Source organism: Wenzhouxiangella sp. XN201 (assembly GCF_011008905.1).
GTDB lineage: Bacteria > Pseudomonadota > Gammaproteobacteria > Xanthomonadales > Wenzhouxiangellaceae > Wenzhouxiangella.
In genome coordinates this window covers 302,090-328,276 of record NZ_JAAIVI010000017.1, presented here as the reverse complement: position 1 = coordinate 328,276, position 26,187 = coordinate 302,090, and the positions used below count along the sequence as shown (strand labels likewise).

Below are 26,187 nucleotides of genomic sequence, written 5' to 3'. Positions count from 1 at the left end.
TTAGGTCCTTGTTTCAATCCGGAGTGTCTTCAGCCGAGTCGGCGGCGTCCGGCAAATCGGCCGCTCGCGTCTCGACCAGTTCCACCTGCGGATCTTCCCACGAACCGGTTACCCGGTAGCGGGCCTCGGCAATGCCCTGCAGTGGACGCTCGAGCAGACTGCGCAAGATCAGTCCGGCGGCGGCACCTGCCGGGCCGCCGGTCAACACGCCAATGATCGGCAGGGTATTGCTCACACCCGGTTCGACCACGATGAGCTGATCGTAGGTTCGCGCCCCCATGTCAGTCGCGCCGGAAACCTCGATATCGGCTGCCGGTGAATCGATGCTGAGCCCGTCGGTACGGGCCACGCCCGAGGCCAGCTCGAAACGCCCCTCGATCCGGTCGAAAGCCAGGCCCTGCGAGAATACGTCGCGAAAGTCGAGCGCCAGACGGCGCGGAATCGTGCTGATACTGACCAGACCGATCAAGCGGCCGGCGCCGGGACGCGCTTCGGGGATATTGCCGTCGTACATGTCCAGATCGAGCACGCCATCGAGACGGGCCAGGGAAAAGTCGGCCGGCGAGCCCGGCCAGCTTCCGGACAACTCGATCTGTGAGCGACCGACACTCAGGCCGGTTTCGTAACCAAAGGACTTCAGCAGGGGGTCGAAGTCGAGACTGATCAGACGCCCCTCGAACTGGGTGATCGGGCCGTCATCGCTGGTAATCCAGCGTCCGTAGCCGCTCAGCTCCAGGTACGGGCCATCGATCTCCATCCGCTCGAACTCGACGCCATCGCGCCGGGAATGGCTTTCCATGCGCACCCGGCCGAGCGTCAGCCCGCGATAACTCAGATCCTCGATCAGCAGGTGCATGGGCGGCGCATCGCTGGGCACCTGGGTGTCGGTCTGCTCCGGCATGGGAGCGGCTTCGAGTTGGTCAGTGGATTCCTCGTCGATGAGTTCCTCGAGGTGCAGATGCTGAAGATCAATGGCCATCACCCGCCCGGAGTCGAGCGGAACGGGAATGGTCACGTCACCGCTGACCGAATCGCCCTGGAGTGTCAGCTTCCAGTTGTTTGATTCGCGCAGCAGATCGAGCTCCAGGGCCTCCAGGCTCACTCCGCCGTAATCGAGCTTATCGAGTGAGAGGCTTGCCCGACCCCGGGGCGCCGACCCGGTCGGCGCTACCGGTAGCCGGGACAACTCAGCAGACCAGGCCGACAAATCGAGCCGGTCCAGCGACCCGGCGACCGCGAAATCATCGCCCTCGGGCAATTCCGGCGCCGGCTGGCCCAGCCCGGCAGTCAGTTGCCACTGACCGGCACGCTGCCGCGCCGACAGCGCCAGACGCTCGGCCAGGCTGGCGTCCAGCGCGAGGCCATCCTGGCCGGAAGTCAGATCCACGGACAGCTCGATGGCGGTATCGGCGGCCTTGATCAGCGGTTCCGGCAAATCGCTTTCCAGTCCTTGGAGATTCGAGTCCAGCGTCAGCCGCCAGCCCTCGGCGCTCTCCCGCCGCTGGAGTCGGGCACGCCAGTCGCTCACACCGGACAGCCTGTCGGCCAGCGGCCGCCAGCGCGCATCCGGCGCCAGTACCCTCGCCGGCGACAGTCGACCGTCGAGCGACATCCAGGCCTCCGCTCCGAATGCCGCCTCGAGACTCAGCCATTGATCCTCCCCCGTTCCAAGTTGCAGCCGGGCTGGTGCAATGCCGTCACGGTCGAAGGCGACGTCTCCGGTCACCCCGGAAAATGCCAGTCCGGCCTGCGGCAGGGCGATCACGGTATCGTCGAAAACCGCACGGCCTTGCAACTGCCAGGACGGCATGTCGCGAACCGGCAGCACCAGGCCGGTCGACAGGTTCAGCGTCCCTTCGCCGCGCAAGGGCTCGAGGAACTGCGACCAGTTCTCGAACGGAAAGCTCGCGATCAATGTGCGTAGCGCCTCGGCGCGGGCACCGACGGTGGCCAGATCCAGGGTCAGCTCCGGTCTGCTCAGGTCAGGTATCAACACACGCTCGGCGGTCACCTCGACCTGACCGAGCTCGCCCCGCTCGACGCGGCCCGACAGACTGCGCCCGACGAAATCGACCTGCCCGCTCATGGCCTGAGCCTGCGGCCAGCCGGGCCAGAAGTCCAAGTCGGCCCCGGCGAAATCGATCCAGGCCTGGAAATCACCTGCGAACCAGTTTCTGAACTTGTGCCCCAGACGAAAATGGTAATTGATTCCGCCGTTTGCGCCAGCCACGCCCAGCAGCGCATGGTCAAGCCACTCGAGCGCCCGCGGCGGGATTTGCCCGGCCGGTAACCAGGGCCGCGGATCGACCGGTTCGATCACGTCGCCCTCGACCAGGAAATCCAGGAAAGGACGGCCGCCGCCGAGCCAGACCCAGCCATCGGCGCGCGCCTCGGCCTCGGGACGCCGCCCGGCGATGCCGTCAAGCTGTACGGCCCCGGGAGAGACGATGACCCGGCCGGAAATCGCTTCAATTGGAATGGGCTGGCGCATCTTCGCTGGCCAGTCGATAACCGGACTGCCCGAAAGCGTGAAACTGGCGCGGTCACCGACGATACCCAGCTCGGCGTCGATACCCGAGACCGCGGCGCGATCATCCGGCAGATCGAAAGCAAAGTTCTCGACCCGGCCGGACAGGCGATGCAGGGATCCGGGATGGCGATACAGGCCGGTGACCGCTTCCAGACGACCGGACAATTGCGTCGGCCAGTGCTGCCAGCCACCCAGCCAGCGATCAAGCATTCCGTGAACAGCAGCCAGATCGAGCGCCGGAATGTCGGCCGCCCAGAGCCCGGCGTCGTGGGCCATCACGATATCCCGCGCAACCGATTCCCCACTGCTGTCGAGCCTGACCAATTGCGCATCGATACGTCGATCCCGGCGCTCGGCACGTAGTTGCCCCGATACAGAAAAATCGTCGTCGCCGGTGACGCCGAAGTCGAGTGCCGACCAGCTCCCCTGCCCCCGACGCCAGCCGAAACGCAGGTCAGCCTCGAGTCGATCCGGCGGCAACTCGACGCCACCGGGAACCAGCGCCGCGAGCCCGGTCGAGTCCAGCGACAGCCCCTCGATGCCGGCGCGACCGAGCACTTCGTCGACGCTTCCGTCGGCATGACCCGCCCGCGCGGCCAGCGACAGCTTCGCCTCGGGCTCCAGGGCCAGATGCAAATCGGCCAGCAGCTCCATACGCTCGGTATTGCGGCGAATCACGCCTTCCGAAAGGACCATCTCGAGAGCCGGCCGCTCCCGGGGCAGCACTCGAACGCGCGCATCGCGGATCAGCAGCTCGCCGCCGAGGCTCTGGCTTCCCTGGGCTCCACCGCCGAGTTCACCGCCGCGTTCCAGGCGCAGACCCCAGCGCCCCGAATCGTCCTCGACCACCGCCAGGTCCAGGCCCAGCACGACCAGCCTGAACGGCGAGCGGTCCGCACGCAGCAGGTCGGGCAGGTACATCTCCAGGATCGCTCGACCGACATGTGCCAGCGGTTCGTCTTCACTACCGGCACGCACGCCCACCAGGGTGATGGTCGGTGTCAGCCGCGGCCAGCGCACCTCGACGTGCTCGATCTCGACTTCTTCACCGAGACCCTCCGCCAGGCGGATTTCCAGCCAGGGCCTGAGTTCATCGGCGTAGGGAATCAGCAAGCGGCCGATACCGACCAGAACCGCCGTGACGATAATCAGGGCGGCGACCAGTGCCACCAGCCACTGGCTCAATAGCTGCAGCGCCGTTCCGAGGCGCGTTCGACGAACTGTCTTTACCTCCGAACTCAAAGCAGTACCACGTCGAACTGATCCTGCCCGTACTGCTCCTCGGGCTGGAAGCAGATGCTGGTGCCGAGCTGCTCGGTCAGTTCTGCCAGCGAACGATGATGCTCTTCGAGCATGCGATCGACGACCGGCGGGCTGGTCATGACGCGCATCTGACCCGTCTCGAACTGGCGCACCGCGCGCAGGATCTCCCGGAAAATTTCCGAACAGACCGTATCCACGCTCTTGACCCGGCCGCGGCCCTCGCAGGCCGGACAGGGCTCGCACAGGCGATGCTCCAGGCTTTCGGTCGTGCGCTTGCGCGTCATCTCGACCAGGCCCAGGTCGGTGATGTCCGACACCGTGGTGCGGGCATGATCACGCTCCAGGGCACGCTGCAGGGTACGCAAGACCTGGCGCTTGTGATCAACATCGGTCATGTCGATGAAATCGATGATGATGATGCCGCCGAGATTGCGCAACCTGAGCTGGCGCGCGATTGCCTGCGCCGCTTCGAGATTCGTCTTGTAGATGGTTTCTTCGAGGTTGCGGTGACCGAGGTAGGAACCGGTATTGACGTCGACGGTGGTCATCGCCTCGGTCTGATCAATGGTCAGGTGACCACCGGATTTCAGCGGCGTGGTGCGATTGAGCGCACGCTCGATTTCAGTTTCGACCCCGTAGAGGTCAAACAGCGGACCCTCGCCGTCGTAAAACTCTATCCGGTCGACCCACTCGGGAAAAAACTCACCGGCGAACTTCACCGCCCGCCGCCAGGTTTCGCGATCGTCGATGCGCACCTTCTCGATCCCGGCATGCATCAAATCCCTCAGTGACCGATACGGCAGCGAAAGATCCTCGTAAACGCACTGCCCGGCCACTGCATCGGAGGCATCGACTTCGATACGCGGCCAGAGGCGGCGCAGGTAATCGACGTCGCGTTCGAGCGCTTCGCGCTCCACGCCTTCGGCATTGGTGCGGATGATGAAGCCGTGCCCCGTCGCTTCGCCAAGGCACTCACGCAGGAGGCCGCGCAGTCGGTCGCGCTCCTCCTCGACCTCGATACGCACCGATACGCCCAGACTGTCGACCCCGGGCAGCAGCACCAGATAACGCGAGGGAATGCTCAGCTGGGTGGTCAGTCTCGCGCCCTTGCTGCCGAGCGGGTCCTTGATGACCTGGACGAGCAACTGCTGCCCCTGGCTGATCAACTCGGTGATCAGCGGAATGGGACGCGCTTCACCGTTTTCGTCGAGTTCGGGCTGACGCGGAACGATGTCGGCCGCATGCAGAAACGCCGTGCGCTCCAGGCCAATATTAACGAAAGCCGCCTGCATGCCCGGCAGCACACGCTCGACCCGGCCCTGATAGATGTTGCCGACATAGCTGGACTCGCCGCTACGCTCGATGTAGAGCTCCTGCAGCAGCCCGCTTTCGACCACCGCTACCCGTCGCTCGGTGGGCGAGACATTGATCAGGATTTCGTCGCTCACAGGGCCATTCCCGCCGTTTCAGGTCACTGCAGGCAAGAATAGCACCCGATCAGGCCAATCCGGCCTCACGCAGCAGCTCGCCGGTCTCGAACAGGGGCAGGCCGACGACGCCGCTGTAGCTGCCGGTCAGGCGACGCACCCAGACCCCGGCCGCGCCCTGGATGCCATAGGCCCCGGCCTTGTCGTGCGGCTCGCCGGACGCGACATAGCGCGCGATCCAGGCGGCGGGCAGCTCGGCTAAGTCGACCGCTGTGACGCTCAGGCGCTCATCGATCCGGCCGTCCGGTGCCACCAGGGCGACAGCCGACAACACTTCATGCTCGCGACCGGAGAGCGCCGCGAGCATGTTGCTCGCCTCGTCATCATCGAGCGGCTTGCCGAGAATTTCTCCATCGAGCACGACGGCAGTATCCGAGCCGATCACGAAACATCCGTTACCTCGCACTTGCATGGCCAGCGCCTTTTCCCGCGCCATGCGTCGCACGTAGTCAGTCGGCACCTCACCCTCGCCGACCGACTCATCGATATGCGCCGGCCGGACATCAAAATCGATGTCGAACAGCGACAACAGTTCGCGGCGGCGAGGGGAGGCGGAAGCGAGAATCAGGCGTTTGCGATCGTTCATGGGATCGTTAAGCGCGATGATACGGATGCCCGGCAAGAATCATCGAAGCCCGATACAGCTGCTCAGCCACCAACACGCGAACCAGCATATGCGGCAGGGTGGCCGGGCCCAGGGACCAGCGTTCGTGGGCCGCGGCCAGCAGATCCGTATCAAGGCCGTCGGCGCCACCGATCAGGAAGCAGACCGGGTCGCCTTCGAGTTGCCATTGTTCCAGGCGTTCGGCCAGCTTTTCGGTCGACCAGGGCCGAGCCGTGATCTCCAGGGCGACGATGCGGGCTCGTTCGGGCAACTTCTGGCGCAGGCGCTCGCCTTCCACGCCCTGCTCGCGTCCGGCCCCGGCCTTGCCTGCGACCGCCACCTCGACCAAGTCGAGAGCAAGATGGGCCGGCATCCGGCGGGCATATTCCTCCCAGCCTTCCGCCACCCAGCCGGGCATGCGGGTGCCCACCGCGGCGACCGTCAGACGCATGTCAGCCCCCGGCGCTGGTTCGCGTCGCCGGCGGTGCCGTCCAGAGTTTCTCGAGGTTGTAAAAAGCGCGCGTCTGCGGCTGCATGACGTGAACGATCACGTCGGCCAGGTCGACCAACACCCATTGGGATTCGTCGGCGCCCTCGACGCCCAGCGGCTGGATACCGCGAGACTTGGCGCGCTGGACCAGGCGATCGGCCATGGCCTTGACCTGCCGCGACGAGGTGCCCGAAGCAATGATCATGTAATCGGCGAAGCTGCTGCGCTCGACCAGGTCGATGACCTGGATGTCCTGCGCCTTGGCGTCTTCGAGGGTGGAAACCGCGAGATCCCGCAGAGCCTGCGGGTCGAGTCTTTGCTTGTCGCTCAAGGAGTCACTCATGGGTGGATTCAGGCTCCATTTTACGCCTTGTCCGGCTAGCTTTCACCGCAACCGTACAGGCCGTGCTTGCGGATATAGGCCAGCACCGTGGACGGCAGCAGGAAACGCGGATCGCGCCCTTCTGCCAACTGGTTGCGAATATCGGTCGAGGAGATCGCCAGTTGCGTGACGCCAACGGTACAGACCCGCCCGGCCGGGGCCTCCGACAGCTTCCTTACGCTGCGCACCCGGCGATCGCGCAGCACCTCGGCCACCTCCCCGCTGTAGCGCGGCCGGCTGCGCGGGCGTTTCATCACCACCAGGTGGGCGAGATCGAACAGTTCACGCCAGCGGTGCCAACCGCTGAGCTGGTTGGCCGCATCCTGGCCCAGGCAGAACAGGATCGGGCGCTGGCCGGCTTCCTCCCTGATCGTGGCCAGGGTATCGACCATGTAAGACGGACCTTCGCGGCGCACTTCGCGTTCGTCCACCGCCAGGTCCGGATAAGGCGCCAGCGCCAGTTCCAGCATGGCCAGGCGATGATAGGCCTCGGCCCCGGTATGATCCCGGTGCGGTGGCTGGCCGGCCGGCAGCAGCCGAAAATCATCGACCCCGAGTTTCTCGCAAACCTCGGCGGCCGCGCGCAGGTGCCCGTAATGGACCGGATCGAAGGTGCCGCCGAAGATGGCGGTGGCCCGGATCATGCCGCGCAATACTCCGGCCGGTTGGTCGCCAGCGCCACGCTCAGTCGCTCCAGACACAGCCAGAAGGCATCACGCCCGGTCGATTTCGAAAGCTGGTCCAGCTCGGACAGCTGCGACAAGGACTCACGTACGACCCGGGGCGAAAGCCGACGTGCCGCATCGGCAATCGCCTGCTGCCGAGATTTCCACACCTTGAGGGCGGTGAAAGCCTGCGCTGCGGAGTGCTGGCGCGAGAGCAGCTGGAAACTGCCGATGGTCTGGAGCTCGCGCGCCAGCGCGCCGACGATCAGCGGCATCGGCGTGTCGGCCTCGCGCAAGCCGCGGATGCAGCGCAGCGCAGCGCCCGGCTGACCGGAAAAGACCAGCTCGACCAGTCGGAAACTATCGAAGCGCGCGCTGTCGGCCACTGCCGCACGGACTTCTTGGAGCCCGACCTGCCCGCCCGGATAAAGCAACGCCAGGCGCTCGATTTCCTGCGCGGCGGCCAGCAGGTTGCCCTCGAGGCGCTCGGCCAGGAAGCGACTGGCGGCGGCGTCGGCATTCAGGCCGCGGCTTCGCATGCGCGCGGCAATCCACTGCGGCAGCCGATTCGGCTTGACCTTCCAGCACGGCACATAGACGCCGGCGGCATCGAGCGCCTTGACCCAGGCCGTGCTCTCGCTCCTGATCTCCCACTCATCGCACTTGACCAGCAGGATGTCGTCACCGCCCCGGCCAACGAAATCGCGTAGCACCGAGCCCCCTTCGCGACCGGGCTTGCCCGAAGGCAGGCGCACTTCCACCAGGCGCTGGGTGGCGAACAGGGAACTGGTCTCGGTAGCGCTACCGAGCTGACTCCAGTCGAAGCGCGCATCGGCTTCAAGCACAATCCGCTCTGCCACGCCGGCCTCGCGTGCCCCGCTTCGGATTGCATCGCAGGCTTCTTCGATCAGCAAGGGCTCCTGCCCGGCGACCAGGTAGACCGGGTCCAGTCCCTGCTTCAGGCGCTGCGGCAGTTTTTCGGGAAACAGTTTCACGAGCCCGCCAACGCTTCCAGGCGCCGGACCAGACGTGACGCCATGGAGCGGCTCAGATCGTCGCGCAGGAACTCTTCCTCGCGCTGAGCCGCCAGAATCTCGTTTTCATCGAAACTGTAGTCACGCGTGATGCGCATCCGGTCGCGCTCGAGCACGACTTCGCCAGAGGGGTCTTCCAGCCGCCAATTCACCTCGAAGACCAGCAGGTATTCACGCACTCGCGCCTGGCCCGAAACCGACAGCGGCTGCCGCGACATGCTCTGCGATTCGATGCGCAAGGTGGCCGCTTGCCCATCCGAATGGCTGACGCGCTCGACCCCGTTGGCCTCCAGCAACAGGCCGAGTTCGCGCACGAACAGGGTGCTGTCATCTGCTGCCGCCACAAAAGTGCGGTCCATGAAGGCCGGCAAACGAGCCTCGCCCCGGAGCTGGAATCCGCAGGCGGCCAGCAGCGAGACGAGCAACACGGTGAAGACTACGCGGTGCATCAGCCGACCACGATATTGAGCAGCTTGTCGGGCACCAGGATCACCTTGCGCACGGTCTTGCCCTCGACGTGGCGGGCCACGTTGTCGTCGGCCAGGGCAGCGGCCTGTACCGTATCCTGGTCTGCACCCGGCGCCACTTCGACCCGGCCGCGAACCTTGCCGTTGACCTGCACGACCACGGTTACCGCTGCGCGCTGGAGCGCAGCGTCGTCCACGGCCGGCCACCCGGCCTCGAATACCGAGCCGTCGCGGCCGAGGTCGCGCCAAAGCGCTTCGGCGATATGTGGCGCGACCGGGGCGATCAGGCGCACCACGGCCTCCCAGGCTTCCTGCAGCAGTACTCGGCCCGGCTCGTCCTCGGCTTCGAAACGCTGCAGCTCGTTGCAGAATTCCATGATCGCCGCGATCGCGGTATTGAAAGTCTGCCGCCGGCCCATGTCGTCGCCGACCTTGGCGATGGTCTCGTGCAGGCGGGTACGCAACTCACGTGCGGGGCCTTCGAGTTGTTCGGGCTTGCCGCCGGGCAAGGCGCCGTCAGCAACATGGGCCTGAACGCCGGCATACAGGCGTTTGAGAAAACGCCAGGCACCTTCCACGCCCGCCTCCGACCATTCCAGCGACTGCTCGGGTGGGGCGGCAAACATCGAAAACAGGCGCACGGTGTCGGCGCCGTAGGTATCGACCAGTGACTGCGGATCGACGCCGTTGTTCTTGGACTTGGCCATCTTCTCGATGCCGCCGGGCGTGACCGGCTTTTCGTCATCTTTGAGCACCGCCTTGACGATCTGCCCCTTGGCGTCGCGCTGGACTTCGACGTCGGCCGGGTTGAACCAGGTCTTGCGACCCGATCGGTCCTCGCGATAGTAGGTTTCGGCCAGCACCATGCCCTGGGTGAGCAGGCGGGCGAACGGCTCGTCGATACCGACGAGGCCCTCATCACGCATCAGCTTGGTCCAGAAACGCGCATAGAGCAGGTGCAGGATGGCGTGCTCGATACCGCCGATGTACTGGTCGACCGGCATCCACTGATCGGCGCGCTCGTCGACCATGGCGCGATCGTTGTCCGGGCCGGTGAAGCGCAGGAAATACCACGACGAATCGACGAAGGTGTCCATCGTGTCGGTCTCGCGCTTCGCTTGCGCGCCGCACTTCGGGCAGGTCGTGTCCAGAAAGGCCCCGCAACGGTTGAGCGGGTTGCCCGAGCCGTCCGGGACGAGCTCTTCGGGCAGGACCACCGGCAGGTCAGATTCCGGCACCGGCACGTCCCCGCACGCATCACAGTGGATGATCGGAATCGGGCAGCCCCAGTAGCGCTGGCGCGAAATCCCCCAGTCGCGCAGGCGAAACTGGGTCCGGGCACGACCGGCACCCTGCTTTTCCAGCTCGGCGACGATCGCCTCGAATCCCTTCGACCACTCGAGGTCGTCGTAGGGCCCGGAATTGACCAGGTGGCCTTCCTTGGCGGCGTAGTCGTCGTGCCAGTTTCGATCGTCGTATTCCTGCTCGTCGGGCAGGCTGATCACCTGCCGGATGGGCAGGCCATACTTGTTGGCGAACTCGAAATCACGCTCGTCGTGGCCGGGCACCGCCATGATCGCACCTTCGCCGTAGGCCATCAGCACGTAATTGGCGACCCACACTGGCAACTCGTCACCGGTGAGCGGATGCACGGCCTTCAGACCGGTGTCCATGCCTTTCTTTTCCTGGGTGGCGATATCGGCTTCCGATACTCCGCCCTTCTGGCACTCGGCGATGAAATCGGCCAGGGCAGGATCGTTCTCGGCGGCCTGCTTCGCCAGCGGGTGTTCGGCGGCCACGGCCATGAAGGTCGCGCCCATCAGCGTGTCCGGACGCGTGGTGAATACCTTGATGGTTTCACCCCCGCAGCTGAACTCGATTTCGGCGCCCTCGCTCTTGCCGATCCAGTTGGCCTGCATGGTGCGCACCCGCTCGGGCCAGCCTTCGAGCTGGTCGAGGCTCTCGAGCAACTCCTCGGCATAGTCGGTGATGCGCAGGTAGTACATCGGGATTTCGCGCTTTTCCACCGGTGCGCCGGTGCGCCAGCCGCAGCCGTCGATGACCTGCTCGTTGGCCAGCACGGTCTGGTCGACCGGATCCCAGTTGACGGTGCCGGTCTTCTTGTAGGCGATGCCGCGCTCGAGCAGGCGCAGGAAAAACCACTGGTTCCAGCGGTAGTATTCGGGGTCGCAGGTGGCCAGCTCGCGCTCCCAGTCAATGGCGAAGCCCAACTGCTTGAGCTGGCCGCGCATATGCTCGATGTTGTCGCGCGTCCATTTCGCCGGAGGCACACTGTTGGCCATGGCGGCGTTCTCTGCCGGCAGGCCGAAGGCGTCCCAGCCCATCGGCTGGAGCACACGCCTGCCCTGCATGCGGTGGTAGCGCGAGATGACGTCGCTGATGGTGTAGTTGCGCATGTGGCCCATGTGCAACTTGCCCGAGGGGTAGGGAAACATGCTGAGGCAGTAGAAACGCTCGCCGCCACCGGACTCGGCCCGGTCAGCATGGTTTTCTTCCCAATGGCGCTGCATCTCCGGCTCGATTCGGCCGGGCTGGTAACTATCTGACACCGTCTGTCTGGATCCTGCAGATACTTCGATTCAAAACAGGCGCCGCCCCGTGGCGGGGCGGCGCATTCGTTCGGCGGGGAGCCGAATTACTGATCGCCGTCGTCCTCGACGGATTCGTCAGCCTTTTCCAAAAGCTCGTTCCAGGTCTCCTGGGCTTCGTTCCAGGCATCGCGGGCCCGGGCGCTGGCGCCTTCCCAGCTGTCGCCGGCATACTGGCTAGCCTCTTCCCAGGCTTCTGCGGCACGCTCCTGCGCGCGCTCGGCCGCCTCGCGGGCTTCTTCCCAGGCTTCACCACCCTCTTCCTCGGCAACCGCCAGGGCTTCATTGGTCTTGTCGCGGGCGTCCTCGGCCAATTCTCGAGCGCGTTCCCACAGCCGCTCGGCAGCCGCTTCGGACTCACTGGCCGCCTCATCGGCGGCATCTTCGGCCTCGTCCCAGGCCTCTGCCGCCTCTTCCCCGGCCTCATCGACCGCTTCGGCCGCCTCGTCGCCGGCTTCCTCGATCTGGCCCTCTTCCTCGGACTGGCAAGCCGCCAGCGCCAGAATCAACATCAGAATCCACAGATTACGCATAGCTTCACTCCTCGAGATGCGCCTGTCGCGCCTTCAAATGGAACACTTATCCTAACGCCAAACCCGACGCGAGACACTCGTTTCGTAGGCATCGCAACCCCTTCGCAGCAAACCGTGGATCAGTCCGGCGTGCCGTAGACATCGGCCAGCCATTGCCAGATTGAGCGCAAACCCTGCGCTTCGCCGCCAGCCGGCCGGCCCGGTCGGTCAGAAAGGTTCCAGGCGTAGATATCGAGGTGGTACCAGTCGATGCCGGATTCGACAAAGTGATCGAGGAACAGGGCCGCGGTGAGGCTGCCGCCGAAACTGCTGGTACCGGTGTTGGAGATGTCGGCGATGGCCGGCTGGATCTGCTGCCGATAAGGCTCGAACAGGGGCATCTGCCAGAGCGGATCCTCGACAGCGAAGCTGAGGTCCTGGATTGTCCGGGCCGAGTCGATATCGCGGGCATAGATCGGCGGCAGGTCCTCGCCCAGGGCGACGCGGGCCGCGCCGGTCAGGGTGGCAAAATCGATGATGCGCTCGGCGCCCTCTTCCGAAGCCAGGGTCAGCGCGTCGGAAAGCACCACGCGGCCCTCGGCATCGGTATTGCCGATCTCCACGCTGGTGCCCTTGCGGGTGCGAATGATGTCCGACGGCCGGTAAGCATTGCCGGCGATCGCATTCTCGACGGCCGGGATATAGACCCGCAGATTCACGTCCAGGCCCAGGGTCATGATCAGCTTGGCCAGGCCGAGCACATGGGCGGCACCCCCCATGTCCTTCTTCATCAGCACCATGCCGGAACCGGGCTTGATGTTGAGACCGCCGGAGTCGAAGATCACGCCCTTGCCAACCAGCGCCAGGGCCGGCGCATCCTCGCGCCCCCACTGCATGCGGATCAGGCGTGGCGCGCGGCTGGCCGCCTGGCCGACCACGTGGATGGCCGGGAACTCGCGCTCAAGCCGTTCACCCTGAAAAACCTGGAAATCGGCAGCGCGCTCATCCGCCAGTCCTTCGGCCGTCTCGGCCAGCTCGCCCGGACCCAGGTCGATGGCCGGCGTATTGACCAGGTCACGCACGAAACAGGATGCATCGACGAAGGCTCGCACGCGTTCGGGCTCAGAACCATCGAGCACCAGGCGGGCGCGCGGGCGATCGAGCTGCTTGTAGCGATCAAAGCGATAGCCGCCCAGGCCCCAGCCGACTGCGGCGCGGTCACGTTCCTCGTCGGCCCAGTCGACCTCGAGGTGATAATCGCCCTCGGGCAGGGCGGCCGGCAGGTGCGCCAGGGCCCACAGGCGGTCGGTGCTTTCCCGCCCGGCCAGTACGGCCCCGATGCCGCCGTGCTCGCCCGGCACCAGCAGGTGACTGCCGGCGCCGGCCTTGAACCCGCTGGCCTCGACCCAGTCGCGCCAGGCCGGCGGGGCCGATTGCTTCCAGCTTTCCAGGCCCGCCTTGTCGACGGAATAAACGGGAATGGATCGGCTCGACGAGTCAATGAACATGGGTGATTTCGCTGGCTGGGAAACAGGCCGACAGGATAGCGCATCCGGTCCGGGACTCCACCGAAAATCCCCCGCCTCAGTAGCCCGACCGGCCTCTCCGGCGGCGCACCAGCGCACCCGGTGACTTGACCAGTTCGTAGATCAGCAGCGCCAGCAGCACACCGACGCCGGTCCATATCAATGAAGGCGCATCCACAGGTACTGCCGGCGTGAAAACCTCCCAGGCCCGCTGAGCGATCTCGCTGTCGGCGTGGCGCAGCATCAGCACGGGCTGCATCAGGGGAGAAGCCTCGGCAATGGCCGAATAGGTCGCTTCCAGTTCGGTCACCCGATCGGCAAAGCCATGGGCTGCCTGCGCCCGCTCGGCGGCGGTCAAATCCGGGACGAGCACACCGCGCTCGACCAGATCGAGCGTACGCCGCGCCTCGTCGAGATGCCCCCCAAGGCGCTGCAAGTAAGCCTGGGTAAAGGCGGGTGCCTGCGACAAACCCATGCCGCCGCCGGCCCCGGAAACAGCGCTGCCCAGATTGTCGAACTTGCGGCCGACCCATCCCATGCCATGCAGTCTCCGACCACCCTTGCAGCAAGTCAAGCCAGGCCATGGCCGGCGCTTGGCGCCGAATGCCGTCAACTGACCGTTGCTGTCACCAAGGCGCCGCGGGCGCGCGGCCGATCCACCCCCCCGAAACCGGAAAATCCTCGACAATACGGTCTACAATTTGAACTCGCGCAAGTAAAACCGAAAGATGGCGCGGTATTTGCATGTAGGTACTCATGAGCGTCGCAACCGACCATCAAACCGTCCGCCCCCGCATCCTGTTTGTCGACGACAGCAGACTGATGCGCGCCTGTGCCGTGCGCATTCTCGGCCAGGACTTTGATCTGGCACTGGCCGAATCCGCCGAGCAGGCCTGGGAGTTGCTGCAGACCGACCGTGAGATCCAGGCGGTCTTTTCCGACCTGTTCATGACTGGCAAGAGCGGACTGGATTTGCTCAAGCAGATGCGTACCTCCGAGCGCCGCGAGCTGGCCGACATGCCGATGGTGCTCATTACCGGTGAAGAAGACGGCGAGAAGCGCCGTCGGGATGCGCTCGGACTGGGTGCAACCGACTTCATCTCCAAGCCCTTCCAGGCCAGTGAACTGATGGCCCGCGCGCGGGCCTACGCCCGCACCGGCGAGTCGAGTCGCCGCCTGCGCCTGCTCGAGCAGGACCACCATGTCGACACCGAATCGGGTGTGGGCAACCGGCGCTACCTGGAGGAACGGCTACTCCAGGCAATGAGCTTTGCGCACCGCCACCAGCAGCCGCTGGCGATGATGCACCTCAGGCTAGACGGCCTGACCGAATTGCTCGAAGACCTGGGCAGAACGCACGCTGCGCGGGCCATGGGTCGCATCGGTGAGACCCTGAGCCGGCGAATCCGGCGCGAGGATACCGTGTTCCGTTCCGGCGAAGAGTGCTTCACCTTCCTGCTGCCGGCGACCACCGCCGAGGGCGCCGAAACACTCAAGTCGCGCTTCCTGCCCGATCTCGATGAACTCGGCCTGGGCACTGACGAGGCGGCGCTCGCCGTCCGACCCGGGTTCGTCGTCCAGGTGCCGCCGCCACCGAACGGTCGCGACGCAGCCCAGATCATCGATGAAGGTCTTGCCGGCGAAACTGTTCCGGTGCAGCCCTCGAGGAACGAGCCCAGTCTGCCGGACCTCGAACAGGCGTTGCGCATGATCGAGCGCGGCGATCAGGACCAGCTGCGGCCGTTCCTGGCAAGGCTCGAGCAGCAGCTGCGCCCATTGATCGAAGCCATCGAGGCGGGAAAACGCCAGGGCTTTCGGAGAGAATCACGCCGTCCCTGGGACAGGCTGGACTGAGCCAGGGAGCCGCTCCCGCAGCCACTCGGCCAGCGTCCCGAACCCCCGCTCCAGCGCGGTCTCCATGGCCGCAACCGCAGCCTCGACATCACCACCGCCGGTGGCTTCGCGCTCGCCGATCCTGATCGTGTCGACGATCACCCCGAAGCGATCGAGCAGACGAACGGTCAACTCAAGCTCCGCCTCGAGCGAGCCGCCTTCCTCGACCAGCTCGAAACGCCTGAGCTCCATGTCCAGCCGGTGATCGGCGACCAGGGCGCCGTGCCGACCGACGGTGGCGACGCGACCGTCGAGCGCATCGACCAGCAAATCCTGCACCAGGTCGGGCGCGCGGTCGTTCCAGGCCACGCCGGCCCAGGGCATCAGGCTGCGACCGCGACGCACCAGGATGCTTCTCGAATCACGGGTGCGGTCGGCCTGTGGTCGGGCCACGGACAGCACGGCTTCGAGCGGCGTTTGGTCACCCGGCCCGATTGTGTCAAGCTGTGGCGCCAGCACGCGGAAATTGCGTTCCGCGCCACCGATGGTGCAGGCCGACAGGACCAACGAGGCCGTCAGCAGGAAAATCCATCTTTTGGTGAGCGTCCTCATTGCGGTCGATACTCCTCGGCTTTTTCGCCGCCGAGCAGGAACCCGGCGGGATTACGCTCGATCTTCTCGGTCAGCGCCGAAAGCTCGTCGATCAGGCGGCGGAACTCCTGCACGGCCGGACCCATCGGCGTCAGCACCTCGTCGCCGAAGCCGGCCACTGCGGCCTCGTTGCGCGCGACCATGCCATCGATGCGCTCGGAGGCCTCGGCCAGCTTCGCCATGGCATCCCGCAATTCCTCGCCGGCCTCGGGGAAGGTTTCGACCAGGCTCGGCTCGAGCTGCTCGAACGCGTCGGCGATGTCGGTCACAACCCGGCGCAGGTCCGCCATGAGCGGCACCAGGTCCTGGCTGCCACGGTGCAGGTTGGCCACGATCTCGCCGATGCGCTCGCCTTCGCCGCCCAGCACCTGCGTGAATCGATCGATGTTGTCGAGCGTGGTACTGACTCGCTCGGCGTTTTCCTCGCTGAGGAACTCCAGCAAGCGCAGCATCACCTGGCTGGCCGTGCTGGCAATATCCTCGGAAGTCTCGATCAGACGCTGCAGGCCCGACTCCTCGGCGATGATGATTGGCACGTCCTGTCCCGCCTCGGCTTTCAGTGGCGGACTGTCGGCGCTGCCACCCCGAAGCTGAATGGTCGAAACACCGGTCAGGCCGGAAACCGAAAGGCGAGCCGTGGTGTCCTCACGCAACGGCGCTTCGGCCTGAATCCGGATCACGGCGATGACGCGGCCCGGATCATCGGGCGACAGGTTCAGGTCACGCACGCTGCCCATGTTGATGCCGTTGTACTGCACCACCGAGCCGTCACTCAGCCCGCTGACCGGCTGCAGGAAATGGACCTCGATCTGCTGCCAGGCCTGGTCGCTGGCCCAGCGGGCCGACCACAGGCCGCCGAACACGAGCAGGATCGCGCCGAGCAGCGTGAAGGCCCCGATCAGGACGTGGTTGGCCCGTGGTTCCATTTTTGGCGTCTCTCGCTTGTGTGTGCCGCACCGGCCTGGCGCGCCCGCGGTCCGTGAAAATAGTCCTGCACCCAGGGATGGTCGAAAGCGGCCACCTCCGCCAGCGTGCCACTGACCAGGATGCGTTGCTCACCAATCACGGCGATGCGGTCGCAGATGGCATAGAGCGTATCAAGATCGTGCGTGATCAGGAATACCGTCAGGCCGAGTGCATCGGTCAGGGTGCGCAGCAACTCGTCGAAAGCAGCCGCACCGATCGGATCCAGGCCGGCGGTGGGCTCGTCGAGAAAAAGCAACTCCGGATCGAGTGCCAGCGCCCGGGCCAGGCCGGCACGCTTGCGCATGCCGCCGGATAGCTCCGAGGGAAACTTCGAACAGGCCGATAGCGGCAGCCCGACCAGTCGGATCTTCAGCCGGGCCAGCGCGAGGCGCAGTTCGGCCGACAGCTCCGGAAAATGCGTACTCAGCGGCACCTCCACGTTCTCTCGCACCGTCAGCGATGAGAACAATGCACCGTCCTGGAACAGCACCCCGGTACGACGCCGCAGCAGGCGCCGGGTTTCACGTGCCGGATCGATGCGCTGGCCCAATACCTCGATCGTGCCGGCCTGCGCCGCACGGAGTCCCAGGATGGCACGCATCAATACCGACTTGCCGCTGCCCGATCCGCCGACCACACCGAGGATTTCTCCGCGGTTGACGTCAAGGTCCAGGCCCTGGTGAACCGTATGCGTGCCGAAGCGATTGACCAGGCCGCGCACGGCAATCACCGGCTCACCCTGTCGATGTACCGCGCTCACCAGCCCAACTCCATAAAGAACACGGCCGCCAGGGCGTCGATGACGATCACCCAGGTGATGCTCTGTACGACCGCTGATGTGGTGCGCTCACCCACCGACTGCGCTGTACCGGCAACCTTGAAGCCCTCGAGGCAGCCGATCAGCGCGATCGTGGCGGCAAACAACGGCGCCTTCGCCAGTCCGACCAGATAGTGCCGCAGTTCAACCATCTCCTGCATGCGGTGGAGGAACATGCTCGGCTCGATGTCGAGGGCCAGCACACAAACCGCCAGGCCACCGAGAAACCCCGCTGCCGTGGCCAGCAGCGCCAGGATGGGCAGCATGACGATCAGGGCCAGTAGTCGCGGCAGCACCAGCACCACGATCGGATCCAGGCCGAGCGTCCGCATGGCGTCGATTTCCTCGCGCGACTTCATGGTGCCGATCTGAGCGGTAAACGCACTGGCCGTGCGGCCGGCCAGAAGAATGGCGGTCAGCAATACGCCGAATTCGCGCAGGAAGGAATAGGTAATCAGATCGACCACGAACAGCACGGCGCCGAAATCCCTGAGCACGGTCGCTCCGAGATACGCCACCACTGCACCGACCAGGAAGCTCAGCAAGGCGGCCAGCGGCAGCGCATTCAGCCCGGTCTGCTGCATGTGATGCACAGTGGCAGTGACCCGCCATTCGGCCGGTCGCAGAACGGTGGCAAAAAAACGTGCCAGCGCCAATCCGAGAAAGCCCACCATCAGGCGCAGGTTGCCACCCGCACCCGTCATCGCCCGCCCGATATCGCCCAGCCATTCCTGCCACAACGGCGGCAGTGGCGCCTCCTGATCCTCAGATTCGGAGCGCATGGCGCCGGCCACCACGTCGAAAAGGGCCTGGTGCTCGGGCTGGAGATTGATTGCCGCATGATCGATGGCCACGCGCTCGGCAATCCTGAGCAGCAGCAGTGCTCCGGCCGCGTCCAGACGTTCTATTTCGCTCGCGTCCAGCACTTCGGCGCTGCCGTCGAGCCGATGCACCAGTTGATCAAGATCCGGCGCCGCATCCAGCCACCACGCGCCGCTCGCAACGAGCCGCTCGGGCTGGTCGGGATCACGATCGATTCTTGGGGCTTCAGGCATCAGGCCAGAGTGCAGCCGACTGGGGACTGGCTACAAGTTAGCAGAAACCCGCCGACGCGGGTGGGCAGCCATTCGACGACCTTGAAGGACGGTGCTAGACTCGACAGCCCCGCCACTCGGCGCCGCACCACTTGGGGAGGTGACCCATGGTCAGGCCCTTGCACTTGATAGCCGCCATCATGCTCGCAGTCTTCGCGCTGCCAGCCCTCGCGTCCCAACCCCTGCTCATTTACGAACGCACCCACGCCCAGGTAGCCCACGAAGACAATACCTTCCGTCTGGTGTTGTTCGATGACGATTTCGTCGAGCTGCATTTCCCCTTCTACAGTCCACAGGCCGGAGATTACCGCTGGCAAGTCAGCTCGGCCGAACGTGAGGCTTTGCTCAATCTGGCCGCACCGATTGCGGGGGTCGATGCTCGAAGCCTAGTGGAATTGGAGAGTCGGCAGGGGACCCTGGAGCATGCCGTGGTCACCGATGCCGACCCGGTCACCATCGAACTCAATGACGCCAGCCGCGGCAGCAATCGCGTGACCGCCCCGTCGCCGGAAATCTGGGCGCGCAACCTGCCCGACGGCCACGAGATGGCGGCGGTTGCCGATATCGCGCGACACTTGGCCGATTGGATGCGGGAGCATGTGCGGGAGCTTCAGCCATGAAAACGACCCGCAGCATTCTGGCCCTTGCAGTTGGCGCCGCACTGAGTGCCAGTGCATCGGCCGGCACATTTATTTTTGCAGAGAGTCAGGAGAACCCGGATATCATTGTGCACCCGATCGGCTACACCGGCGCCGGAGGCACGCTCAGTATCTCGGTTTGCATCGCAACGACTTCCGAAAGCCAGAGCGATCTGGAGATTCCGGTACGGAACGCAATCAATACATGGAACACCTTCCAGCCGTCAAAGAGCAATGTTACCCGCGGCGATCCCCAACTGGACAACAACGAATTCGATATCGAGAGCGTGCTGCTGCACGAGGTCGGACATTGCATCGGGCTGGCCCATCCCAACCTGGCCAATGAATCCAACCTTCCCGACCCCGACGACTGGGATTACGCCAAGACACTCAAGACCGGCGGCAGCTACGATCTTGGTATTGGCGGCGACGGTGTGCGTGGAAGCCGCGACGATCAGCGCGGTGACGATGTCAATCTCAACTGGTTCCGGATCGGCAGTAATGATCCGTTCCTGTTCGAGTCAGAGATCGATCTGGACACTTACTCCAATGATGTTGCCGATCTCCCCGGGGGGCACGCGTTTGTGGAAATCGCCTCCTATGATGTGTCGCAATTGCGCGGCGAGGGTGCCGGCGAAGGTGTGATGAATCAACTAACACTAAACCAGGAAACCCAGCGTCAAATTCACAATGAAGACGCTACCACCCTCCGCATCGGCCGTTCAGGTGCCGATGAAGATCAGGGTACCGCTGACGACTACGATATAGAGCTGGTTTACGGCGGCATATCTGATAGTTGCGACATCACCGTCGAGATGACGGGCGGCGGATTCGGCGTCTGCAACGTGTCGGCGACAAGCGCTGGCCTGCCCGCCAACCACTTGCGAATTACAACCGGGACGATCACCCTCGGATCCACCGGCAGTGTCAACTGGTTTTTCAACGACACACTCAGTGGCGGCGGCATCTTCCACGACCGTTTCGAGCAATAAACGCCGAGCTACTCGAAAGTCACCAGGTAGCCCACGCCCCGCCGGCGGATCTCCAACATCAGTTCGCGGTCTTCGGCAACGGGGAACTGCTCACGCAGTTCACCCAGGCTGCGCACCGCACTGCGGTTGACCGCGACGATCACATCGCCAGCCCGCAGGCCGGCATCCCAGGCCGAAGAGTTGCGCCGCACTTCCTCGACCAGCACGCCAAGAACACGGCTGCGGTCGGGGATACGAACCAGCCGGGCGCCCTCGAGACGCTCATCGAGGCGATGCGCCGAGATGCGGGCGTCGAGGTCTTCCTCGATGGGCACGCGCACAGACTGCTCCTCGCCGCCACGCAGGTACTCGACGCGCACACGTGTGCCGACCGCCAGCAGACCCTCGATATTGCGCAGGCCCTGGGCATTCTCGACCGGCCGGCCGTCGATAGCGACGATCACGTCGCCGGCCTCGAGCCCGGCTTCGCGCAGGGCCGAGTCCTCGCTCATCTGCGTGATCACCGCCCCGCGGGTGGTTTCCAGCTCGAGCGCCTCGCGCAGTTCCTCGTTGAGATCCTGCACTTCCGCGCCGAATGAACCGCGCCGGACTTCGCCGAACTCGATCAATTGCGACATGACATGCGCGGCCGTGCTGGCCGGAATGGCGAAGCCGATGCCGACATTGCCGCCCGAGGGCGTGAAGATCGCAGTGTTGATGCCGACCAGCTGGCCGCGCAAATCGATCAGCGCGCCGCCGGAGTTGCCGGGATTGATGGACGCATCGGTCTGGATGAAATTCTGGTACTCGAGACCGCGCAGGCCCTGCCTGCCCAGCGCCGAGACGATGCCCGAGGTGACTGTCTGGCCCAGGCCGAAAGGGTTGCCCACGGCGACGACGAAATCGCCGACCCGGAGTCGGTCGGACTCGTCGAGCGGCAACTCGTACAGGTCCTCGGCCTTGACGCGAATCACGGCCAGGTCGGTGTCGCGGTCGGAGCCGACAAACTCGGCCGACAGCTCGCGGCCATCCTCGAGACGAACAGCGATGTCGTCGGCGCCGTCAATGACGTGATTGTTGGTCAGCACGTAGCCACCCTCGGCATCGACGATCACGCCCGAGCCCAGGCTTTGCTGAACGCGCTCACGCGGCACGCTCGGAAAGTCGAAGAAACGGCGGAAGAAAGGGTCGTCAAAAAAAGGACTGGTACGCACCTGCACCCGCGTGCGCGTATGCACGTTGACCACCGCCGGCATGACCTCCTCGAGAATCGGGGCCAGCGACGGAACGGGCTCACCGTCGACCTCGGCCGGCAGCGCAGCCGAAGCGGACCGGACAACCAGCATCAGAAACAGAAAAAGGGCGAACGGGAATCGGTTCGTCATGACCAGGCCTCGAAATGGATCGCTATGCATTGCAACGCCGGCTTGGACTGGACAGGCGCTTGCGGGTTCAACCCGTCCGCCAAGGCTTGCAATTGACCACAAAATCGGGATGATAAAGGCGCAATCGGGAATTCGCTACCCAACATCTTGGGGTCGGCTGACTTGCGGAGCACCAGATGCTGAATCTCGACCAGCAAGTACTGCGCACTGACGTGACCGGAATGCCGCTCGAATGGATCGGCTACCAGGATGCGGTTCGGCTGATCGTTCTCGAACAGGTCTGCTATTCGCTTGGCAGTGTGCTGTATCGATTGCATGGCGGCATCAACGCCTGCAGCGGCAGGCGGACCGAAATTCCGGTCAATGCCATCATTGCCACCCACGGCTCGCATCCCGACGCCCATCGTTTCTACGACCGCTACACCCCGCCGCTTTCGAACCGCGCCCTGTTCCGGCGTGATGAAAACCTGTGCCTGTATTGCGGCGAGCAGTTTGGCGAGCGTGCGCTCTCACGCGACCATGTCCAGCCATTGGCGCAGGGTGGGCAGGACACCTGGGCCAACGTGGTCACGGCCTGCAAGCGCTGCAACAACCACAAGGGCTCACTCACGCCGGAACAAGCCGGCATGCAACTGCTGGCCATTCCGTTCACGCCGACCCATGCCGAGTACGTCTACCTGCAGGGGCGGCGCATCCTGGCCGACCAGATGGAATTCCTGCTGGCCCATTTCCCACGCAACAGCGTACTCAGAAAGCGCCTGACCGGCATCGCCTGATGCCCGAAGTACCGCCGAACCCGCAGCGCCAGCAGGCCTATCTGGTCGACGCCAGCGTCTACATCTTCCGCGCCTGGTATTCGATGCCGGACCGCTTCGTTGATCCCCACGGCCGGCCGACCAACGCCGTTTACGGCTTCGCCCGCTTTTTGTGCGAGCTGCTCGAACAGACCCGGGCCGAACACATCGCCGTGGCCTTCGACGAGTCGCTGACCACCTCGTTTCGCAACGAGATCTACCCCGCCTACAAGGCCAATCGCGAGCCCGCCCCCGAAGAACTCAAACGGCAGTTCGCCTGGTGCCAGGATCTCAGCCGCTCACTCGGCGTCCAGGTACATGCGGACGGCTATTACGAGGCCGATGACCTGATCGCAACCCTGGCGACCCAATGCCGTGTGCGCAATCAACCGGTATGCGTGGTCACCGGCGACAAGGATCTGGCGCAACTGCTGCAGGACGGTAACGATCACTGGTGGGACTTCTCGCGCCGCCGACGCCTGGACCATCGCGGTGTGTTCGAGCACTTCGGCGTGTATCCGCACCAGATTGCCGATTTCCTGGCCCTGACCGGCGACGCGGTCGACAACATACCCGGGGTGCCCGGGGTCGGGCCCAAGACCGCCGTCGCCCTGCTGGGGCATTTCGACACCCTCGACTCGATCTATGATCGGCTCGACGAGATTGAATACCTCAGCATCCGCGGCGCGAAAACGCTGGCGAGAAAACTGCGTGAGCACGAGGCCGCCGCCCGCCTCGCGCGCGAATTGACCGGGCTTCACTGCGAGGTACCGAAGCTGGCCGAAAACGGCGGCCTGGCCAGGACGACCGGCGACGGCGACGCCCTGGATGCCCTGTTCGACGGGCTCGGCTTCGGCCGCCCGCTACGCGAACGGCTCCACCGCCTGCGCGATCAGCCCTCGCCGTCCCCCTCACCTTCGTCGGATGACTGAGCTTCCCTACTCTGGCGCTTGAGCTGATCGAGAATGTCCTGGCCGACCACCTGCACCGAGGCGTTATCGACGTCGAGCGTCATGATCGGCACCGGCGAGAGTTCGTCGACCGGATTACCCTCGCGATCGACGTGCTGCCAGTGACTGGCACCGAGGAAATACAGATCCTGACCGTTCATCACGCCAAAGGTGGGCGTGTCGAATTCCTCCCGTGCGGCCGCCAACGGAGCCACCGCGGTCACGCCCAGGCCGTCGGCGCCAAGCTTCAGCCGCACCACGCGCTGCGGCGTGATGGCGTTCTGAATGGCAACCAGGTGATCGTTCCAGAAAAACAGCCCATCGATACCGCCGGCATTGAAGGTCTCCGGCACGGCCAAGTGCCAGGCTTGTTTGCCGCCGGTGGTGTCGACGACGAAGATTCCCAGCTCATAGTCGGCGACGTAGAGCAGGCTGTCGTCCTCGCTCAGTGCCAGACCGCGCAGACTGGTGAAATTGGGATGACCGAAGAATGGCCTGAGCTGTTCGGCGCCCGGGTCGAGCCGATAGATCATCGGTGCCTGGGTATCGGCCACGAACACCGTACCGTCTCCGGCGAGCGCGAGTGATCCGAGCAGGTTGCGGCCGCTGCCGCTGCTGATCGGATACTCCTCCTGCAGTTCGCCGCTCTCAAGATCCAGGCGCAGCAGAGCGCTGCGAACGCCATCCTCGCGCGGCTCGCCCTGAAACTGCGAGACCGAGCCGGTCGCCACCCAAAGGTGGCCGCGTTGGGCGTCGACGAGCAGGTCGAAGACCGACTGCAGCTCAGGGATGTCCTCGGGCGAAGCGAAACGGTTCCAGTCCTCACCGTTGTCGCTGGTCAGGATCAGGCCGTCGCGCACCGTGCCGACGAAAACCCGGCCTTCGCCGTCCACCGCCAGGGCTTCGGGCATGGGGTATTGTGTACCCAGCTCGGACCAGGTGGTGACATCGCCAAAAGGCTCGCCGGCCTCCGTCATCAGGGTTTCGAGATGGTTATACAGGTTGTGCTCGCGAAGCGGTTCGACCGCGTCGATCTCGCTCCAGTTTTCCGACAGGCCCTGCTGCTGCATCTTGAGCATCATGTCGAAGGCGGCGCTGAGATCGCCGAGACGGGCATTGCCCTCGACCAGGTGGCGCATGAAGTCCTGGTTATAGGGACGCAGGCGGTGTAGCTCCTCGGTGGCCTCGACCCAGGCCTCGATGTCCTGGCGGCGGTAGGCATTGGCGGCCTTTTGAAACCAGTACCCCATTTGCTGGCCCGGCGCCGGCTGCTGCTTCCCGGCCGAAGCATTGTCAGAGTTGTCGGCCCGTTCCGGTGCGGACTGAGCCGCAGCCCCGAGGGCCGCAAGCGAGCCGACGAGCAGGGTGAACACGAGTGCGGAAATGCGCATAATTCTTCCTGTCTGGATTCCAAAATCTGAGTTGACGACTGCGGGCATTGGGACTGCCGATTGTCCGATTCGTTCAGCCGGATCAACCGCGACTCCAAGGAGCCCCATGTCTGACCAAAGCAGCCTATTGTACGACGGCCGTTACCTGCGGCTGGTGGAACGCAGCGGCTGGGAACTGGTTTCACGCCATCACCGCGTGGCGGTATTGGTCGCCTGGACGCCGGCCGATGAACTGCTGCTGGTCGAGCAGTTCCGGATTCCCGTCAACCGCCGCACGATCGAATTACCGGCCGGACTGGTCGGCGATGAAGCCGGCCGGCAGGACGAACCGCTGCTCGAAGCCGCGCGTCGCGAACTCGAGGAGGAAACCGGCTGGCGCGCCGGCCGGGTCGAGGAGATCATGGCCTGCCCGACCTCGGCCGGCATGACCGACGAAATGGCGGTGTTCGTTCAGGCCAGTGCGCTCGAGCAAGTCGGTGAGGGCGGCGGGGGCGACAGCGAGGACATCACGGTGCATGCCGTGGGTCGAGACGACATCGATGCCTGGCTGTCGGCCCGGTACAAGGCTGGACTGGCGATCGACCCCAAGGTCTATACAGCGCTGTACTGGTCGCGACCGCGCGATTGACCCCGGGGGTGCTTCAGACCAGCCAGCGTCCAATCCCCGTGGCCAGCAGCAACAGCGCACTCACTCCAATCACCACCCAGGTCAGGGCAGTGCCCCAGAAACGGCCGAAGGAAATGCCGGATTGTCGATTGAGCCCGAAGAAGCCGTGCAGCACACGAGCGACGATCAACACAAGGCTCAGTCCATTCAGCGCCCACGCGGGGAGCGCCGTACCGGCCTCCAGGCACAGCAGCAGGAGCAACGCCAACGGCACATACTCGGCAAAGTTGGCGTGAGCCCGAACCGCTCGGTCGAGCGTCTCGTGACCGCCGGAGCCGAGGCCGACGCGCAAAGTCCGGCGCAGGTACACCACCCGCAAGGACAGGCCCAGGAAGATCAACGCCAGCAGTCCGGCGTGCAGCGGAACAATGGTCAGTGACATGAATGGAAGCTCTCTCTTTTCGAAATCGCCAGTATAGTCCGGGTGTTAGACTTCCAGGTCCCTATGAACGGCAAGACCA

At 64.8% G+C, this 26,187-nt stretch carries 25 protein-coding genes; 6 read left to right on the top strand and 19 right to left on the bottom strand.

Annotated elements, in window-relative coordinates:
* Nucleotides 1-13: 13 nt before the first annotated feature.
* The 12 genes from G4Y73_RS02070 to G4Y73_RS02015 all read right to left on the bottom strand — a co-directional run bounded on the left by G4Y73_RS02070 (nucleotide 14) and on the right by G4Y73_RS02015 (nucleotide 14,107).
* The gene (locus G4Y73_RS02070) at nucleotides 14-3,715 is read right to left on the bottom strand and encodes an AsmA-like C-terminal region-containing protein (protein ID WP_164228874.1); all 3,702 of its coding nucleotides are present in this window, start codon (nucleotides 3,713-3,715) and stop codon (nucleotides 14-16) included.
* 53 nt (nucleotides 3,716-3,768) lie between these two features.
* Nucleotides 3,769-5,241 (bottom strand): ribonuclease G, encoded by a 1,473-nt coding sequence (rng, locus tag G4Y73_RS02065; RefSeq protein WP_164228872.1) that lies wholly within the window; start codon nucleotides 5,239-5,241, stop codon nucleotides 3,769-3,771.
* Nucleotides 5,242-5,290: 49 nt separating this feature from the next.
* Entirely contained in the window at nucleotides 5,291-5,866 is a 576-nt protein-coding gene (locus G4Y73_RS02060) for a nucleoside triphosphate pyrophosphatase (protein WP_164228870.1), read from the bottom strand.
* A gap of 7 nt (nucleotides 5,867-5,873) precedes the next feature.
* Entirely contained in the window at nucleotides 5,874-6,335 is a 462-nt protein-coding gene (rlmH, locus tag G4Y73_RS02055; RefSeq protein ID WP_164228868.1) for a 23S rRNA (pseudouridine(1915)-N(3))-methyltransferase RlmH, read from the bottom strand.
* A 1-nt stretch (nucleotide 6,336) separates the two neighbouring features.
* The gene (gene rsfS, locus G4Y73_RS02050; protein WP_164228866.1) at nucleotides 6,337-6,717 is read right to left on the bottom strand and encodes a ribosome silencing factor; all 381 of its coding nucleotides are present in this window, start codon (nucleotides 6,715-6,717) and stop codon (nucleotides 6,337-6,339) included.
* Between the two features lie 35 nt (nucleotides 6,718-6,752).
* Nucleotides 6,753-7,400, bottom strand: coding sequence for a nicotinate-nucleotide adenylyltransferase (nadD, locus tag G4Y73_RS02045; RefSeq protein ID WP_164228864.1), 648 nt, complete (start codon nucleotides 7,398-7,400; stop codon nucleotides 6,753-6,755).
* Nucleotides 7,397-8,416 (bottom strand): DNA polymerase III subunit delta, encoded by a 1,020-nt coding sequence (gene holA, locus G4Y73_RS02040; protein ID WP_164228862.1) that lies wholly within the window; start codon nucleotides 8,414-8,416, stop codon nucleotides 7,397-7,399. The genes nadD and holA overlap by 4 nt, the downstream gene beginning before the upstream one ends.
* Entirely contained in the window at nucleotides 8,413-8,904 is a 492-nt protein-coding gene (gene lptE, locus G4Y73_RS02035; protein WP_164228860.1) for an LPS assembly lipoprotein LptE, read from the bottom strand. Before lptE ends, holA begins: the two co-directional genes overlap by 4 nt.
* Nucleotides 8,904-11,492: a leucine--tRNA ligase gene (gene leuS, locus G4Y73_RS02030; RefSeq protein ID WP_164228858.1), complete on the bottom strand. Its 2,589-nt coding sequence runs from the start codon at nucleotides 11,490-11,492 to the stop codon at nucleotides 8,904-8,906. Before leuS ends, lptE begins: the two co-directional genes overlap by 1 nt.
* Before the next feature lie 86 nt (nucleotides 11,493-11,578).
* The gene (locus G4Y73_RS02025) at nucleotides 11,579-12,064 is read right to left on the bottom strand and encodes an energy transducer TonB (protein ID WP_164228856.1); all 486 of its coding nucleotides are present in this window, start codon (nucleotides 12,062-12,064) and stop codon (nucleotides 11,579-11,581) included.
* Nucleotides 12,065-12,183: 119 nt separating this feature from the next.
* On the bottom strand, nucleotides 12,184-13,551 hold the full coding sequence (locus tag G4Y73_RS02020) for a leucyl aminopeptidase family protein (RefSeq protein WP_164228854.1): 1,368 nt from the start codon (nucleotides 13,549-13,551) through the stop codon (nucleotides 12,184-12,186).
* A 76-nt stretch (nucleotides 13,552-13,627) separates the two neighbouring features.
* Nucleotides 13,628-14,107, bottom strand: coding sequence for a DUF2937 family protein (locus tag G4Y73_RS02015; protein WP_164228852.1), 480 nt, complete (start codon nucleotides 14,105-14,107; stop codon nucleotides 13,628-13,630).
* Nucleotides 14,108-14,325: 218 nt separating this feature from the next.
* Between G4Y73_RS02015 and G4Y73_RS02010 the strand changes: the two genes are divergently transcribed.
* A complete protein-coding gene (locus G4Y73_RS02010) occupies nucleotides 14,326-15,423 on the top strand; it encodes a response regulator (RefSeq protein ID WP_164228850.1) in 1,098 nt (365 codons plus the stop codon).
* Here the strand turns inward: G4Y73_RS02010 and G4Y73_RS02005 are convergent.
* The 4 genes from G4Y73_RS02005 to G4Y73_RS01990 are packed head-to-tail and all read right to left on the bottom strand — an operon-like array spanning nucleotide 15,394 to nucleotide 18,891.
* Entirely contained in the window at nucleotides 15,394-16,014 is a 621-nt protein-coding gene (locus G4Y73_RS02005; protein ID WP_164228848.1) for an ABC-type transport auxiliary lipoprotein family protein, read from the bottom strand. The two genes, G4Y73_RS02010 and G4Y73_RS02005, sit on opposite strands and share 30 nt — an antisense overlap.
* On the bottom strand, nucleotides 16,011-16,979 hold the full coding sequence (locus G4Y73_RS02000) for an MlaD family protein (RefSeq protein ID WP_164228846.1): 969 nt from the start codon (nucleotides 16,977-16,979) through the stop codon (nucleotides 16,011-16,013). Before G4Y73_RS02000 ends, G4Y73_RS02005 begins: the two co-directional genes overlap by 4 nt.
* Entirely contained in the window at nucleotides 16,952-17,779 is an 828-nt protein-coding gene (locus G4Y73_RS01995; protein ID WP_346426815.1) for an ATP-binding cassette domain-containing protein, read from the bottom strand. Before G4Y73_RS01995 ends, G4Y73_RS02000 begins: the two co-directional genes overlap by 28 nt.
* The gene (locus G4Y73_RS01990; RefSeq protein ID WP_164228844.1) at nucleotides 17,776-18,891 is read right to left on the bottom strand and encodes an ABC transporter permease; all 1,116 of its coding nucleotides are present in this window, start codon (nucleotides 18,889-18,891) and stop codon (nucleotides 17,776-17,778) included. Before G4Y73_RS01990 ends, G4Y73_RS01995 begins: the two co-directional genes overlap by 4 nt.
* Nucleotides 18,892-19,037: 146 nt before the next feature.
* Here G4Y73_RS01990 and G4Y73_RS01985 point away from each other — a divergent pair, with 146 nt between their 5' ends.
* A complete protein-coding gene (locus tag G4Y73_RS01985; RefSeq protein ID WP_164228842.1) occupies nucleotides 19,038-19,550 on the top strand; it encodes a hypothetical protein in 513 nt (170 codons plus the stop codon).
* Nucleotides 19,547-20,560, top strand: a complete 1,014-nt coding sequence (locus G4Y73_RS01980; protein WP_164228840.1) for a hypothetical protein — start codon at nucleotides 19,547-19,549, stop codon at nucleotides 20,558-20,560. Before G4Y73_RS01985 ends, G4Y73_RS01980 begins: the two co-directional genes overlap by 4 nt.
* Nucleotides 20,561-20,568: 8 nt before the next feature.
* Here G4Y73_RS01980 and G4Y73_RS01975 read toward each other — a convergent pair whose 3' ends face one another.
* Entirely contained in the window at nucleotides 20,569-21,924 is a 1,356-nt protein-coding gene (locus G4Y73_RS01975; protein ID WP_164228838.1) for a Do family serine endopeptidase, read from the bottom strand.
* Between the two features lie 176 nt (nucleotides 21,925-22,100).
* Here G4Y73_RS01975 and G4Y73_RS01970 point away from each other — a divergent pair, with 176 nt between their 5' ends.
* Both G4Y73_RS01970 and G4Y73_RS01965 read left to right on the top strand, forming a co-directional pair.
* Complete coding sequence (locus tag G4Y73_RS01970) at nucleotides 22,101-22,700, top strand: HNH endonuclease (RefSeq protein WP_164228836.1); 600 nt, start codon at nucleotides 22,101-22,103, stop codon at nucleotides 22,698-22,700.
* On the top strand, nucleotides 22,700-23,650 hold the full coding sequence (locus G4Y73_RS01965) for a 5'-3' exonuclease H3TH domain-containing protein (RefSeq protein ID WP_164228834.1): 951 nt from the start codon (nucleotides 22,700-22,702) through the stop codon (nucleotides 23,648-23,650). Before G4Y73_RS01970 ends, G4Y73_RS01965 begins: the two co-directional genes overlap by 1 nt.
* Here G4Y73_RS01965 and G4Y73_RS01960 read toward each other — a convergent pair.
* Entirely contained in the window at nucleotides 23,611-25,059 is a 1,449-nt protein-coding gene (locus G4Y73_RS01960) for a hypothetical protein (protein WP_164228832.1), read from the bottom strand. The genes G4Y73_RS01965 and G4Y73_RS01960 overlap by 40 nt on opposite strands.
* A gap of 106 nt (nucleotides 25,060-25,165) precedes the next feature.
* Here G4Y73_RS01960 and G4Y73_RS01955 point away from each other — a divergent pair, with 106 nt between their 5' ends.
* Entirely contained in the window at nucleotides 25,166-25,687 is a 522-nt protein-coding gene (locus G4Y73_RS01955; protein WP_164228830.1) for an NUDIX hydrolase, read from the top strand.
* A 13-nt stretch (nucleotides 25,688-25,700) separates the two neighbouring features.
* Here the strand turns inward: G4Y73_RS01955 and G4Y73_RS01950 are convergent, their stop codons facing one another.
* Nucleotides 25,701-26,108, bottom strand: coding sequence for an MAPEG family protein (locus G4Y73_RS01950; RefSeq protein WP_164228828.1), 408 nt, complete (start codon nucleotides 26,106-26,108; stop codon nucleotides 25,701-25,703).
* Between the last annotated feature and the right edge of the window lie 79 nt (nucleotides 26,109-26,187).

What these genes read in the sequence shown, in the direction of transcription:
- rsfS (WP_164228866.1), bottom strand. Translation starts at nt 6,717, where the DNA reads ATGAGTGACTCCTTGAGCGACAAGCAAAGACTCGACCCGCAGGCTCTG.
- G4Y73_RS02060 (WP_164228870.1), bottom strand. Translation starts at nt 5,866, where the DNA reads ATGAACGATCGCAAACGCCTGATTCTCGCTTCCGCCTCCCCTCGCCGC.
- G4Y73_RS02000 (WP_164228846.1), bottom strand. Translation starts at nt 16,979, where the DNA reads ATGGAACCACGGGCCAACCACGTCCTGATCGGGGCCTTCACGCTGCTC.
- G4Y73_RS01965 (WP_164228834.1), top strand. Translation starts at nt 22,700, where the DNA reads ATGCCCGAAGTACCGCCGAACCCGCAGCGCCAGCAGGCCTATCTGGTC.
- G4Y73_RS02020 (WP_164228854.1), bottom strand. Translation starts at nt 13,551, where the DNA reads ATGTTCATTGACTCGTCGAGCCGATCCATTCCCGTTTATTCCGTCGAC.
- G4Y73_RS01955 (WP_164228830.1), top strand. Translation starts at nt 25,166, where the DNA reads ATGTCTGACCAAAGCAGCCTATTGTACGACGGCCGTTACCTGCGGCTG.
- nadD (WP_164228864.1), bottom strand. Translation starts at nt 7,400, where the DNA reads ATGATCCGGGCCACCGCCATCTTCGGCGGCACCTTCGATCCGGTCCAT.
- lptE (WP_164228860.1), bottom strand. Translation starts at nt 8,904, where the DNA reads ATGCACCGCGTAGTCTTCACCGTGTTGCTCGTCTCGCTGCTGGCCGCC.
- rlmH (WP_164228868.1), bottom strand. Translation starts at nt 6,335, where the DNA reads ATGCGTCTGACGGTCGCCGCGGTGGGCACCCGCATGCCCGGCTGGGTG.
- G4Y73_RS01980 (WP_164228840.1), top strand. Translation starts at nt 19,547, where the DNA reads ATGAAAACGACCCGCAGCATTCTGGCCCTTGCAGTTGGCGCCGCACTG.
- G4Y73_RS01970 (WP_164228836.1), top strand. Translation starts at nt 22,101, where the DNA reads ATGCTGAATCTCGACCAGCAAGTACTGCGCACTGACGTGACCGGAATG.
- G4Y73_RS01960 (WP_164228832.1), bottom strand. Translation starts at nt 25,059, where the DNA reads ATGCGCATTTCCGCACTCGTGTTCACCCTGCTCGTCGGCTCGCTTGCG.
- G4Y73_RS01990 (WP_164228844.1), bottom strand. Translation starts at nt 18,891, where the DNA reads ATGCCTGAAGCCCCAAGAATCGATCGTGATCCCGACCAGCCCGAGCGG.
- G4Y73_RS02015 (WP_164228852.1), bottom strand. Translation starts at nt 14,107, where the DNA reads ATGGGATGGGTCGGCCGCAAGTTCGACAATCTGGGCAGCGCTGTTTCC.
- G4Y73_RS01950 (WP_164228828.1), bottom strand. Translation starts at nt 26,108, where the DNA reads ATGTCACTGACCATTGTTCCGCTGCACGCCGGACTGCTGGCGTTGATC.
- G4Y73_RS02010 (WP_164228850.1), top strand. Translation starts at nt 14,326, where the DNA reads ATGAGCGTCGCAACCGACCATCAAACCGTCCGCCCCCGCATCCTGTTT.
- G4Y73_RS02005 (WP_164228848.1), bottom strand. Translation starts at nt 16,014, where the DNA reads ATGAGGACGCTCACCAAAAGATGGATTTTCCTGCTGACGGCCTCGTTG.
- G4Y73_RS01975 (WP_164228838.1), bottom strand. Translation starts at nt 21,924, where the DNA reads ATGACGAACCGATTCCCGTTCGCCCTTTTTCTGTTTCTGATGCTGGTT.
- G4Y73_RS01985 (WP_164228842.1), top strand. Translation starts at nt 19,038, where the DNA reads ATGGTCAGGCCCTTGCACTTGATAGCCGCCATCATGCTCGCAGTCTTC.
- G4Y73_RS02025 (WP_164228856.1), bottom strand. Translation starts at nt 12,064, where the DNA reads ATGCGTAATCTGTGGATTCTGATGTTGATTCTGGCGCTGGCGGCTTGC.